The organism is Microbacterium sp. NRRL B-14842 (assembly GCF_050470785.1).
Window position 1 is genome coordinate 1 of sequence record NZ_JBFLUM010000048.1, and the last position, 13,243, is coordinate 13,243.

Genomic DNA, 13,243 nt, shown 5'->3' on the forward strand with positions numbered 1-13,243 from the left:
CTTTCCGGGAGGGCAAGCGGCTGCGCCGCTGGCCTCGGGCAGCCGGCGAGCCGGCCGCGGTCGTGGGTGCTGTTTGTCGTGGCAGGGCCCGGCGCCGGCTCGCTGCGCTCGGCCGACGCCTCGGATCGCGGTCGGCTGCTCCCCCGCGTCAGCGGGTGTGGCGGTTGCGGGTGGTGGCCGCGTGGATGCGCTCGAGTGCGGTTTCGACGGGAGTCCACGGGCGCACGATCTCGTCGACGGTGGCCTGGGTGATGCCGTGGCTCTCCATCTGCCAGGTGACGCAGAGTCGGCCGTCCTCGAGGTACATCGGCCTGCCGTCGTCCCAGCTGGCGTAGCTGCCGATGGCGCGGGTGGCGTCTCGGGTGCGCATGAGGACGTTGGTCTCGACGATCTCGGTGATGATGGCGCCGGGCGCGCGCCAGGAGACGTTGTGGCCGGCGAAGTCGGGATCTTCGTCGACCGGGCCGGTGGGGGCGACGGCGTAGAGGGTGCCGCGGGATGTGAGCGTGCCGGAGGGTGTGGTGATCTCGGTCTGGAATGCGAAGGCGCGGGCGAAGTCCTGGTTGGTGGAGAAGTAGACGCGGTCGGTGCGTGAGACGATGCCGAGCTCGGGGCGCTCTCGGGGTGTGTACGGGATCCGCAGGCCGGCGGCCGCGGCGTCGCGTGGGCTGAGCAGTCGAGTGCCGATCTCGAGTCCTGGGCAGCCGCCGTGCCAGTAGGTCGGTGCGGATGTCATGGGGCTTACTGCGGCAGGGGCTCGAGGAGCTCGGGACCGTTGGCACGGATGCCGAACGGGGCGACGGCGTCGAACTCGAGGCCGGATGCCTCGGCGACGCCGGCGTGCACGGCCTCGTCGACGAGGCCCTGGTCGCCGACGAGGGACGGATCGAGCCAGTGCAGCCACATGTGCTCGGGGAGGATGACGGGGTTGCGATCGTGGATGCCAGCGAGGGTCTGCACGGCATCCGATGTGACGATGGTCGCGGTGAGCACCCAGCGGTCGGGGTCGTCGTCAGGCTTGGTGCGGTCGGGCCACCAGGAGTAGAGACCGGCGAGGCCGAGGAGCTCGCTGTGCGGGTCGTGGATGAACCAGGGCTGCTTGGAGCCCTTCTCCCCCGTCCACTCGTAGAATCCGCGAGCGAGGATGATCGCTCGTTGGGTCTGCAGCGGCTTACGCCAGGTGCTCTTGCTGGTCAGCGTCTCGGCGCGGGCGTTGAACGTCGGGTACTTGAGCTTGAGGGTGTCGCTCCATGCCGGCACGAGGGACCAGTGCGCCTGCTCGAAGCGGAGCTCGCCGGTTTTCGCGGAGTCGATGAGCATGGGGATCCGCTGTGTCGGTGCGATGTTGTAGTTGGCTTCCCAGTCGGCGCGCCAGTCCTCGGGCTTGCGGCCGGTGCGCGTGACGAAATCGGTGATCTCTTCGTTCACCCGTGAGTCCATCGCGAAGCGCCCGCACATCGTTGCAGCGTATCTCCGGTCTCAGACACCTGGCGAGGATGTCGCGTGCTCGAGCTCGGCACCGTTCATGAGGATGTCGGTGGCGACCAGGCCGGTGTCGGTCTTGCGGGCGAGACCGTTGCGGGTGAGGTCGGAGAGGTAGGTGGAGAAGGTGCCGCCGGTCGTGGCGATGTCGGCCGCGGCGCCGAGGTCTTCCCTGCTGAGGCTGTCGGGGTAGGCGTTGATCAGCGCGTCGAGCATCGCGGCTGCGCCGCGGCGGAGGACGGAGCGGTAGTGGTCTTGGAGCTCGCGTGGGGTGAGGGGGTCGGGGCGACCGCCGAGGTAGTCGAAGCCGGCGTCGGTGAGGGTGTAGCCGGCTGTGTTCTCGTCGAGGAAGCCGGCGCGGCGGATGTCGGAGAGGTAGGTAGACCAGGTTCCGCCGGTGGTCTTGAGGCGGGCGACGGTCCCCCACTGGCTCTTGGTGAGGCGTAGCGGTGCCATGCGGCCGAGGGCGAGGATCATCCGCTGCGCGCCGCTGCGCAGCGCTGGCGCGTCTGCCTTGGTGCCGTTCGTCGAGGCCGGTTCTTCGGCCGGAGATGTCTTTGGCTTCGTGGTTGGGGGAACCGCGCGCACAGCGCGCGGCGTGGGGCCGGCGGGAGGATCGGCGGCGAGCTGGTCGACCGCGGCCGAGAGGTCGGCGATCGCGCGGCGGAGGGCGTCGATCGTGGCGGCGTCGACGGGGGCGGGGACGGGGATCTCGACGATCCTCTCGCGCGGCGGCGCCGACGTCGCGGCTGCGAGCTCACGGCGCAGTCTGATGTTCTCGGCGCGCAGGTGTGCGGCGTCGTCGCTGCTGGTCTCTCGCTGGGGGGTGATCGCCGCGGCGATCGCGTCGAGGTCGACGTCGGCGAGCGTGGTTCGGGTGGGCGAGGACGCGATCTCGCCGATACGCGGTGTGGTGCCGGCGTCGAAGGTGTGGCGCATGCGGAAGCGGAACTTGAGAGGCTCGCCGCGCTCGGGCTGCCAGAGCCAGCATTCGCCGGTCTGCAGCGTGGGCAGGTCGGCGAGGATGCTCTTGGAGTCGGCGTGCACGTCGATCCACGCCTTGATCGCGTCGCGGTCCTGCGGTGCGGTGGTGCGCAGCACGAACAGGTTGTCGATCTGGGTGAGGACGTCCTTGTTGACCGCTGCGCTGCGCTGGGAGGCCATCGTGATCCCGAGGCCCTTGAATCGGCCCTGCTTGACGATGCGCTGCCAGGTCTCGACGAGCGCAGCGTTCTCACCGCGGACCTGCTGCGGCAGGTACTCGTGGCACTCCTCGAGGAAGAAATGTGTGGGGGTGCGATCGGCACGGCGGTAGAAGCGATCGCCGAACGCTCTGAGGAAGCGCCGCAGCTCGGCTTTGGTGAACTCGCTGACGTCGAGGATGGCGGAGAGCTTCTGGTCGACGAGCAGGTCCGCGACGAGCTCGCCGGCGGTGGAGTCGAGCGGGACGTCACCGTGACGCCCGCCGAGCACAGGGATCGGCAATCCTGGCCGATCCCCGTCTACCGACGTGCGGATGCCGTACCAGTCGCCCTTGGGGTCGACGACGATGACGGGCACGCCCACCTGGTGCATCTCCTCGAGCAGCACGACGGCTGCGCTGGTCTTGCCTGCACCCTTCTTGGCCAGGATGCCGTTGGAGCTGGTGATGAGCTCGAGCGGGAGGTCTACGCCCTCGGCGACATGCAGGCCGTTCATGATGTCTCGTCGGGGTCGGGGTCGGGCCTGCGGTAGCGGATCTCGCGGCCGTCTGCGCTGAACGTGACGCCTGGCTCAAGGGGAGGCAGGAGCTCGGGGATGGGCTGGAAGTTGTGAGGGGTGAAGTTGCAGTCCAGGGTGCCGGCGTCGATGCGGTGCTCGAGGTAGTACTGCAGCGCCGTGGCGGTGGGTGAGGCGTCGAGGATGCGGGTGGAGATCTCGACGAGCGGCTCCGCGCCGGCCTGGGGCGTGAGACCGAAGATCCCGAAGGTGATCTGCGGATCGTGGTCCCACAGCTGGATCCTGAGCGTGCCGGATCTGCTGAACGGGCTGATGTACCAGGTCGCAACGGTGGCCTGGTCGAGATTGACGGTGGTGACCGGCTCGGCGGGTCGGAGGAACCTCTTCGCGGAGAGGGTGAGGTTGTGACTGTCGTCGATGGCGATCGCGCCGCCAGCTTCCCAGATTGGGTCCGCGCGCCACATGATGTGCAGGACGAGGAACCACACACCGATGATCATGGCCATCGCGGCGAGGAAGATGCCGGGAGCGAGGAGAGCATCAGCCCAGGGCATCCCGGTGAGCGGGGCGAAGATCGCGCCGCCCGCGGCGAGACCCGCGAGCGCGACGAGGCCCGCGAGCGCGACGAGCATCCGTTCGCTCATGGGATGTCCTCTCTGCCGACCGCTTCGGCTTCGGCGCCGGTAGCGAGGATCCGCAGCGCGTTGGCCTGCTGTGTGGGAGTCATCCTGATCGAGGCGTCGACGATGTTGTGGATGCTCAGGCTGTACTCCCCTGCCGCGTCGAGCGCGATCGTGGCGACGGCGAGCAGCTCGTGATCGTCGGGGAGGTCGATGGGGATCTGTGCGAGCATCCGGCGGTCACCCCCTGGCCTCAGCCGCGGTGGTCTTGCGGACGGTTGTGCGTGCCTGCTTCCGGTAGGAGCGCAGCGGCTTTCGGGGGGCTTCGTCGAGGAAGGCTTTGCCGGCGCCGCTGGCGAGCTTGGTGTTACGCAGCTGGACCCGGTAGGGGTAGACGTCTTCGAGGAGCTCGCTGCGGGCGACGACCGCGGCCCAGTAGCTCGGGAAGGTCGAGATCTCCACGAGCTTGCCGCCGGCGGTGAGGCGCTTGTCGGCGGCGCGATCGCGGTCGGTGCGGGCCATGCGGACGGTGAGGACCGGCATGTCCTTGATCTTGATGACTGCGAGATCCCACTGCTCGAGGTACCCCTTGTATCCCCACAGCGCGACGGCGTTCTTGGGGTCGGATGAGATCTTGGTCACTGCGCTGCGGGCGTAGACGAGATCTTTCCGCTCCTGCTCGAAGGCGCCCTGTGGGGGGCGGACGAGGCTGATGACGTGTCCGATCCGGCGCGGTGGGACGCCGTCACGGATCCATCGGCGGATGGTGCCCTCGGAGACGCCGAATGTCTCGGAGGCGGTGCCAGCGTCGACGTGGCCGAGTCGGTTGAAGCTGCCGAGGGCGGCGCCCATGACTTGGCCGAGCTTGCGGGCTCCCCAGGCCTTCTCGAGTGCTTCGACGTTGGCGCTTTCGGGGGTGAACCAGAGCGGGGCAGGGTCGGTGTAGGTCGACGAGACGTCCATGACCAACCTCCTACCTAGTGAATGTGACATTCACAGCATAGGCGACGGCGGCAGTCGTGGTCAACGACGCGCGGGTGCCCGTGCTGTCGCTGCGGCCTACTTTCCGCGGAACCGGAGAACGTGCCCGACGAAGGCTGAGCCGGTCTCGTCGTACAGCTTCTTGAGCGCCGGGGTGGAGACGGAGAGGTTTTCTGTCTTCGGCAGGCCGAGCTCGTCGAAGAGGGCGCTCTGCAGCTGCTCGCGGCTGCGCAGGTTGATCTCGCGGCCGAGCTCGGCGTAGGCCTGCTTCGCGGCTTCCTCCTGCTCGGTGTTGCCGGCGGTCTCCTCGAGGCGCCGCTTGATGAAGGCGTCGGCGTCCTTCTTGTGGAACAGCGGCGAGCGTGCGCCCTCGGGGAGCGCGGACTTGGGGAACCCTTCTTTGCGCTGCTTGGTGCCGGTGGCGTAGACGCGCACGGTCTGCTGAGAGACGTTGAGCTTCTCGGCGATGTAGGCGTAGTCGACGAGCTCGGGCATGGTGGCTGCCATCGGCTGGTCCTCTCTCTGATCGTCAGTCCGGTCACGCCTGATAAAAGCGTGACATTCACTACATAGAGCGTATCGCGCCGGTCGACGGATTCGAGCAACGGCGCGGGTGGGAGCTACGCAGTGGGAGGGGTGGTTCGTCTCGCGGAGGCCGGCGGTATCAGCGCCACTCGACGCCCTTGATGCCGTGGAACTGCCAGCCGTCGACGTAGCGGGTGTCGTAGATGCCGGTGAGGTAGTCGGTTGCGCCGGCGTCGCCGCCCTGCACCCATGCGTCGTAGAGCTGCTGCTGCTCGAACGGGGACATGTCGAGGTTGCTGAACCGCTCGGCGACGTACTTCTTGTCGTTGGGGTCGGAGGAGGGGCCCTGCAGGGCGTTGATGCGGATGGTGCGCTGCCGGGTGGGGAGCTGCGCCTGTACGCGCTTGGCGAGCTGCCCGCGGCCGCGCTGGGTGGTCACGGACTGGCGGACGCGCTTGGTGATCTCCTTGGTGATCACGGCACGCGGGTTCTGCGCGCCGCGGATCCAGCGCTGGACGGTGCCCTGGGAGACACCGAGCTTCTTGGCGGCGAGGCCGGTCGCGATCGGGAAGCGGTCGCTCTTGCCAGGGAAGAGGAACCGGAGCATGGCGCGGGTGTCGGGGTGCTCGGCGGTGTAGTCGGGGATCTTCTGCCCGGTGAGGCCCTCGAACATCGCTTTCATCTGGCGGGCTTGGGCGACCTTGCTCAGTGCCATCAGATCAGCTCCTCGAGGTACTTCTTGCCCTTGTAGGAGCCGTCACCGTTGAGGAACTCGGCGTGATGCGCGAGCGGGTCGGATCCTTCGTACTTGTACTGCCCCAGGCCGCGGCCGAACCAGGAGGGGTCTCCCGGCCAGGCCTCGAGCGGGTCGATGTGGTCGCTGGTGTAGACGACGGTGTCCTTCTCGATCGCGACGGGCCACCGGCCGGTGCGCTCGGCGTTGGCGAGGACGCGGCGGATGATGTTGGCGCGGGACTTGGCGACGATCATGTCGTGGCGGTGCGGGGCCCACACGGCGAGGGTGTCGTGGTCGCCGCGGTAGTCGAGCATGCCGATCGCGGCGGCGTAGACGATCTTGAGCAGGTCGCGGGCGGCCTGGTCGTCGACGTCGGTGGTGTCGAGGGTGGTGCGGGCGTCGCGGATGCGCTTGTACCAGGCCTCGAAGACCTTGGCCTTGCGATCCCACAGCCAGGCTTCGTGGATCTCGAGCTCGAGGCCCATTTCGCTCGCGAGCTCGAGGGTGGGTGTGCTGACCCAGATCTGAGAGCCGGCGAACCCTTCGCGGACGATGCCCTGCGCGGCGAAGATGTCGGGCATGAGCCAGCTGCCCGGTTCGGGGGCGGTGATCAGCCAGTAGCCGGGCTTGTTCGTGGCCTTGGTGAACTGCAGCGGCCCGTCGTAGTGGGTGGGCGCGCCGACGCCGACCTCGGTGCTTGCAGCGGCGAGGTAGGAACCGCCCCGGTCGAACCCATGCGCCCACTTCTGCTCGATCTCGTCGCCGAAGAGCTTGCGCTGCCAGTTGAAGTCGCCCTCGGCCATCATCTGGTCCTTGACGGGCGCAGGCCGGTCCTGCGGGTAGTAGATCTCGTCGTGCTTGTCGCGGGGCAGCAGTGCGCGCATGAGCTTGGTGCCGGTAGTGCCAGCGCTGCTGCGGTAAGGGAACTTGAGCGCCGCGGTGAACTTGCCCAGGCGGCGGGCGATCGTGGCCGGGTCCGGGTCGCCGTCGAGGATCGTGCTGATGAAGCGGAAGTCCTGGGCGGGCAGGAGCGCGATGTGCGCACCGATGCCGCGGTTGTCCTCGCGCCACACGTCGATGCTGCCGGTCATGGAGCCGTCACCGCTGAGCGAGAATCCGGCCTCGGTCGCCAGGGTGATGAACGGGTGCCCCTTGGTGGCCTCGCGCAGCAGCTTGCCGTAGTCGGAGTCGGTGGATTCGGGCAGGGTGTCCAGCGGGAGGCCAAGCGCGAGGGCGGCTTCCATCGTGAGGTAGATCTGGCCGCGCTCGGTCTTGCGTGCACCGTTCGTGCCCTGGTTGATGCGGGTGCCCAGGTTCAGGTCCGTGGCCAGCTGCGCGAGCTGGCCGGCGTGCTCGAGCTGACCGCGGATGGTGATCAGCTCACCCGTGGACAGCCAGAGCCCGTCCGTGTGGAGCACGCCCAGCGGTGCACGGAAGTCCTCGGCCGACGTCGTGGTGCTCGGACGTGCGGGCGCGGTCGGGACGGGGGAATCTGCAGCTGCAGGCTGCTCGGGCTCGGGCTCGGGCTCGGGCTCGGGCTCGGCCGGGGCCGGCGGCGCCGACTGCGGGGTCTGCTCCGCCGGCTGAGTGGGCGTGGGCGCTTCGTCGACGGTCGAGGCGTCGAACAGCGCCGGGAAGTCCACGGGCGAGTCGTCCGGGCCTGCTCCCCCGTCTCCGCTGGTGGGTCCACCGGAGGGCTCATCGGGGTTGCTGCCGGTGAGGGCTGACAGCGGAATGTCCCACACGCGGTGCTGCATCGAGCGTCCGGTGCGACGGACGACGCTGCGCTTGCCGGCGCCGTCGACGAGGAGCCACCCGTGGGAGAGCATCGACGAGGACAGCGAGGTCTTGGTGTCGCTGAATGCTTCGTCGGCGCGCTGCGACATCTGGCGGGCGACGGCGACTGCGGTGGTCGGGAACAGGTAGAGGCGCTGGTCGCGGATGATGCCGACCCGCTGGCCGTTGGGGCGCCACTGCGGGTGCATGCCGGTGGAATGGTCGGTCCATCCCAGCGAGCTCGCGTCTTCGGGGACTGCACCATCCATGCCGGCCAGGTGGGCGTTGCCGTTGGCGATCGCCTCGCGCAGATACTCCATCAGCTGCTCGGCGGGGTCGGATGCGGACGAGTCCTGCAGGCTGATCGCCTCGGCGATGCCGGCACGCGCCCAGGCGTAGAAGTCCTTGGCCTCTTCGGCGGTGATGACGTCGAGGTCGCGGAGCATCATCAGCATGATCACGATGCCGCGATCCAGGACCACAGCGGATTGCACGAGGCGGTCGTGGAGGCCAGCGTGCCCGTTCTGGCTGGGGATGGTCTTACGCCAGTAGGCCTGCGTGCACAGGCGGTGCTCGCTGTCCTCCTCGGCCTCGGTGAAGTCGTCGACGAGCTGCTGCCGCCGCGCCGCGGTCCACTGCACGAGTGAGGAGCCGATGAGGGCGCGGGCGTGGCGGGCACGGCGGGACTCGAGGCGCCCGAAGATCTCACCGCCGTTCTTGAGAGTGGCGGGGTCCAACGGCAGGTTGACGATGCGGGAGTCGGCGGAGCCCTGGGCGGACAACTCGCCGGACGTGATGATGCTGGCAAGGATCGGACGGTCGGCCTCGGCGCCGCCGCGCTGCTTGCCGCGGATGCGTCCGATGCCGTTGAACACGGTGCGGCCGAGGGTGCTGATGCGGCGGATCGCGTCGCTGGCGTTGCCGTCCGGGGCGAAGTCATCGACAATCACCGGGACGTTGCTGATCGCGGAGAGGGTGCGCTGCAGGCCGATCGCGGTGGATCCGCCGGCAGCGCCGGAGATCAGGCCCTTGGTGTTGTGGGTGAGGTTCGGTGCGAAGTACTGCACGGCCAGACGGCTGTGGGAGGTCTTGTAGGACGCGAACCCGCCCACCAGGTGCAGCAGGATCGGGCCGGGCAGGACCGGGGCGGTCCAGGAGTGGCCGAGCAGGGGGGCGATCACGCGGGCCGGGAGCTCAGATTCGCGCAGCGCCACGGTGCCGTCGATCCATGCCTGACGCAGCGCGTCGCGGTCTGTGGTGGGGGCGGGCATTGCATAGATGTCGGAGGTCTTTGCCACGTCCACGTCGACGTCGACCGCGCCGCCCTTGGCGATCGCGCCTGCGGCGTGTACGAAGTAGTCGCCGGTTTCGGCGGTGCGCCATCCGACCGTGGTGTGGACGATGCTGTTGTTCCGCGGCGGTTTGATCGCGTTCATCGCATCCCACGCCTGATCCGCGCCGCGGCGGCTGTTCGACTCGAGGAACCCCGGCCAGGGCATCGCCTTTGACCATGACCCGTCGCGGATCTGGTCTTCGGTGTACTTCAGGGTGACCGACTCGGTCTTGAACTGGCCCGTGTCCGGGTCGCGGGTCGGGTAGCCGCGGTCGTTCGGAACCCACCGGGAGAACTTGATCACGTACAGGTGCGGGGGTCGGGCGATCTCATTGTCGGTGCCGTCGTCCTCGATGGCGACGGTCTGAACCTCCGCCCACCCGCGCATGACTCGGAAGTACTTGTCGTCCTCGTCGCCAGGGGTGTGCTTGATGAGCACGGTCTGCCCCTCGACGACGTCGTAGTGGTTGCCCTGGATGAACGGGCGCTTCTCGGGCTGGTCCTCGGGGTTGTCGTTCCCGAAGAACACTCCCCCGTTGCCGCCTCCGCTGCCGGTCTGCGTGCGGGGTGCGGCAGGGGTGATCTCGACGGTCTCAGCCGGCGGCTGCTCCTCGACGTCGGGACGGATCGCGACGATCGACGAAGCGACCGCCTGGGGCACGTCGAGGCCCGCGACGATGTAGGTGTCACGGGAGATCCGCGCACCCTCGGCGACCGCGGCCGCGTACTCCTGCAGGGCGGTGCGGCCGCGATCGCCGAGCTGCTCCGGGGTCAGGACAGGGTCGATCGCTTTGATCCGCTCGAGGCGGTTGAGGGACTCCCGCGCCCACGCCTCGGCGTGCTGCTCGGAAGTCGCCCGGTCCTGCTGGCTCTGCTCGAGCTGCGCGGTCGCTTCCTTGAGGCACACCGCAACGCCGGTGCGCCCGTGCACGAGCTTGTCGGCCTCGGCCGCGGCGACGATCGCACGGGCGTCGTCGACGGTGATCTCGACGAGCGTCGCGACCGTCCCACCAGCGTCCATGTGGTCTGTGAAGTCCGACTTGCGATCGTCGAGGTTGGGCAGGAAGATCCGCGCCGGGATGCCGAGCTCGGCCAGCTGCGCACCGACACCCGCAGCACGCTGTGCGCCGGCGGGATCGTTGTCGACGACCAGGTTGACCGAGGCGCCCCGGAAGTGCTCGAGCAGCTCGGCGGGGAAAGCCGTAGCGCCGCCGGCATTGGTGGTCGCGGCCAGGCCCTCGGCGATCGCGCTGTCGGCGTCCTTCTCCCCCTCGAGCAGCCACACATCCCCGCCGGCGGCGACCGCTGCGCGGATCGCGGCGAGGTTGTAGAGCAGGGGGGCGAAGCCTTCCGGCTTGCGCTTGACCCATCGGCCATTGGCGCCACGGTAGCTCTGGGTGAACCGCTTGTGCCGCTGCCCGTCCAGGGTGGTCTCTTCGCGGTGGACCCGCTGCAGGACGACGCCGTTGTCGTCGACGTACTCGTAGACCTTCACCTGGCGCCACGTCGCGCCCGTCAGGTCCGGGGTCTTGGGGGCGAGCTCATCCTGCGTCAGCCGCGGGGGCAGCGAAGGCCGCTTCGCCCTCGGGGTGCGCTGACTGGTGCGGCGGTCGGCGGGCAGTGGCGCGTCGAACAGGTCACTGACGGTCAGGCCGATCGCGCCGCACACGTCACGGAGGTCGAAGGCATCACCGCAGCCGAAGCAGTGCATCATCACCTTGCCGCCGGCCCGGTCGTAACGGATGCTCAGCGACGGCATCGCGTCACCGTGCACGGGGCACAGCGCCATGTGCTGGCTCCCGTTGCGGCGAGGCTTCCACCCACCGCGCTCGAGCGCCTCGAGAACGCGGTCCATGGAGTTCGTAGCCGTCGCCGTGCCGGTGTACTCAAGCGTCATCGCTGCAGCACACCCCCTCGGGTGCACGCTGCATCGCCCAGCGGGTGCGACACGACGGCCACACCAACGCTAGACATCCGCAATATCGCGGCTATAATCATGAACGTCCTAACTGACGAACTCTGATGCAGCATCAGAAATCTGATCAGCCTCTTGCAGGAGGCTGTGACCCAAAAGCACTCAAGACCCCCGATGGTTTGCAGACCAGAGGGGGTCGAGTCGTTTATGCCGATCGTGGCAACTCAAGCTCCTGTTCTGTCGCACGGATAGCACGCTCATGCTCGGCCTTCTTGAGCTCGTCCTGGACGTAGTCAGGGATCTCGAGGCCGGCCTGCTTGGAAACAGCCAGCGCGAGCCAGCTGCTGAGAGGGATTCCTGCTTCCTCGGCGAGGCGCTCAAGAATCGGTTGATACGCCTGCGGGTACCGCACGGTGCTCGTCGCACGAGGGCCGTAGTTGCGGCGTCCCGGCTTGTTAGCTGTCGCTGGCATGTCCCCGTTCTAGCACGATCCTGAATCAGAATCACGGATTGCCGCGAAGTGTCCCGCCGCCGTGTCTTCTCGCCCATGTCAGGTATAGGCCCAACCTCGGACCCTTCGCGGACATCGGTTCCCGGAAAAAGTTCGACATCGCCGTTGGTACACCTTTCTCGCCTCGCGCGGGCGCGCATGTGTGAGGGCTTGCGCTGAAAAGGTGTACCAGGTGTACCGGAGACGGAAAATAGCCTGGTCAAGAGTCAAAAATTGCTGGTACACCTTGCCAGATCACAGGTGTACCGCGAGAAGCAAAACCCCAGATCAATGGCTTATTCGTTGGTACACCTCAAAAGTGTACCGATGCGCGTGGCGGGGCAGGTTCCCGTTACGTCTACGTTCGCACGGGATCCGTGGGGATATCGACGGCGTCGCTTCGAGAGGGGCTCTTTGGCCCCGTCGGGGAGAGATCCCGCCCTGCTGTTCGGCGTGTCGCGTTAGAGCTCGCGGTCGGTGGGGATCTTCCAGACGCGGGTCGGTTCCCCACCGATCCGCACGCTCACAGTCCCGGTCTTGGATGTGATCAGGTACAGGCGCCGCAGCGCCGCGGTGATTGCTTTGATACTGAGATTCGGGTCGCCGTGGGCGGCTCGGATGAATGGCAGCGCCTCGGTTGGCCGGATGTACAGGTAGTCGCGATCGGCACGGCCGATCACCCATTCCTTGCTGTCGCTGGCGTTGTCGGCGAGTTCTCCGCCGTTTGCGAGGAGATACCTGACGGCATCGCGCAGAGCCCAGACGATCTGGTCGTCTGGGCTGAGCCATGAGGTCGCCGGGGCAGCTGGGGTGTCGAGCCCGAGGGAGCGCAGGATCGTGTCGCCGAGGTAGAACGCTGCGCCGAGGCGGCGGGGCTTGTCGTAGTCGGGATGGCGGGCGATGTTGATCGCGTGCTCGTTGAGGTCCAGGTGGCGTGTGCTCTGTTGCAGGTAGCTCGCGATGATGCGTCGGCCGGCGGCTGCAGGTTCGCTCGCCATGGCGCGTAGCGGTTGAACGCTGCGCGGTCTCTGGGGCAGCTCGATCGTGATGGAGCGATTCGCGCTGAGTGGCTGGATTGTCTGAGAGCTGGCGACGATCAGGGCGGATGCTTTGCTGAGTGGGGTTGAGAACGAGATGAAGCTCTCTACCTCGATCTCGTCGAGCCCGCTAAGGGGAGAGCGGGGGCTGACGTGGGGGGCGCTGTTGAGGACGAGTGGCTTGTTGGGGACTACGGCACGGCGGATCCCGGCGAACGTGAGTGGGTCGATGCGTGGTCGTTCGACTTCACCGGCGAGCTCGGCGAGCGCATCGGCAAGGGTGTCTCTTGTCGATGGTGTTCCGCCGACGATGAAGATCGGGGTGGGGAGGGGCTCGATGTGTGAGTAGGCGATCGCGCGGATGAGCCTGTCGGCGTGGAGGGGGAATGCTTCGCGCAGGGGCTCGATCCCTGCGGCCCAGGCGCTTCGCGCGTGAGCTGCAGGGATCGGGTCGGTGGCGAGTGTGTCCATGGTCAGGTGTCGGCGTCTGTGTCTGTGCGGATGGCGATGAGCTCGTGGCCTTCGGGGATCTGTGTCTCAAGCAGCTCGCGCGCCTCCTGGTAGCTGCTCGCCTCGACGGTGATCCGCTCGGTGGCGGTGCTGCGGATGGTCCCAATGACACGCATGGC

General features: G+C 67.8%; 12 protein-coding genes. All 12 read right to left on the bottom strand.

Going from position 1 to position 13,243, the window contains the following annotated elements; genetic code table 11:
- Positions 1-148 precede the first annotated feature (148 nt).
- Positions 149-736, bottom strand: coding sequence for a hypothetical protein (locus AB1285_RS21580; RefSeq protein WP_251448588.1), 588 nt, complete (start codon positions 734-736; stop codon positions 149-151).
- A gap of 5 nt (positions 737-741) precedes the next feature.
- On the bottom strand, positions 742-1,458 hold the full coding sequence (locus tag AB1285_RS21585; protein WP_285814521.1) for an SOS response-associated peptidase: 717 nt from the start codon (positions 1,456-1,458) through the stop codon (positions 742-744).
- 21 nt (positions 1,459-1,479) lie between these two features.
- Positions 1,480-3,180, bottom strand: a complete 1,701-nt coding sequence (locus AB1285_RS21590; RefSeq protein ID WP_251448585.1) for an ATP-binding protein — start codon at positions 3,178-3,180, stop codon at positions 1,480-1,482.
- Positions 3,177-3,845 carry a hypothetical protein gene (locus tag AB1285_RS21595; RefSeq protein WP_370428835.1) on the bottom strand — a complete coding sequence of 223 codons (669 nt, stop codon included), beginning with the start codon at positions 3,843-3,845 and terminating at the stop codon, positions 3,177-3,179. Before AB1285_RS21595 ends, AB1285_RS21590 begins: the two co-directional genes overlap by 4 nt.
- On the bottom strand, positions 3,842-4,054 hold the full coding sequence (locus AB1285_RS21600) for a hypothetical protein (RefSeq protein WP_062635331.1): 213 nt from the start codon (positions 4,052-4,054) through the stop codon (positions 3,842-3,844). Before AB1285_RS21600 ends, AB1285_RS21595 begins: the two co-directional genes overlap by 4 nt.
- A gap of 7 nt (positions 4,055-4,061) precedes the next feature.
- Positions 4,062-4,784, bottom strand: coding sequence for a hypothetical protein (locus AB1285_RS21605; RefSeq protein ID WP_062635330.1), 723 nt, complete (start codon positions 4,782-4,784; stop codon positions 4,062-4,064).
- Between the two features lie 96 nt (positions 4,785-4,880).
- Positions 4,881-5,309: a hypothetical protein gene (locus tag AB1285_RS21610; protein ID WP_062635328.1), complete on the bottom strand. Its 429-nt coding sequence runs from the start codon at positions 5,307-5,309 to the stop codon at positions 4,881-4,883.
- Between the two features lie 157 nt (positions 5,310-5,466).
- Positions 5,467-6,042, bottom strand: coding sequence for a DUF1804 family protein (locus tag AB1285_RS21615; protein ID WP_251448581.1), 576 nt, complete (start codon positions 6,040-6,042; stop codon positions 5,467-5,469).
- A complete protein-coding gene (locus AB1285_RS21620) occupies positions 6,042-11,069 on the bottom strand; it encodes a CHC2 zinc finger domain-containing protein (protein WP_251448576.1) in 5,028 nt (1,675 codons plus the stop codon). Before AB1285_RS21620 ends, AB1285_RS21615 begins: the two co-directional genes overlap by 1 nt.
- Positions 11,070-11,292: 223 nt before the next feature.
- Positions 11,293-11,559: a hypothetical protein gene (locus AB1285_RS21625; protein ID WP_157523976.1), complete on the bottom strand. Its 267-nt coding sequence runs from the start codon at positions 11,557-11,559 to the stop codon at positions 11,293-11,295.
- 479 nt (positions 11,560-12,038) lie between these two features.
- On the bottom strand, positions 12,039-13,085 hold the full coding sequence (locus tag AB1285_RS21630) for a hypothetical protein (RefSeq protein ID WP_062635321.1): 1,047 nt from the start codon (positions 13,083-13,085) through the stop codon (positions 12,039-12,041).
- Positions 13,086-13,087: 2 nt separating this feature from the next.
- Positions 13,088-13,240, bottom strand: coding sequence for a hypothetical protein (locus tag AB1285_RS21635; RefSeq protein ID WP_197462131.1), 153 nt, complete (start codon positions 13,238-13,240; stop codon positions 13,088-13,090).
- Positions 13,241-13,243: the final 3 nt, after the last annotated feature.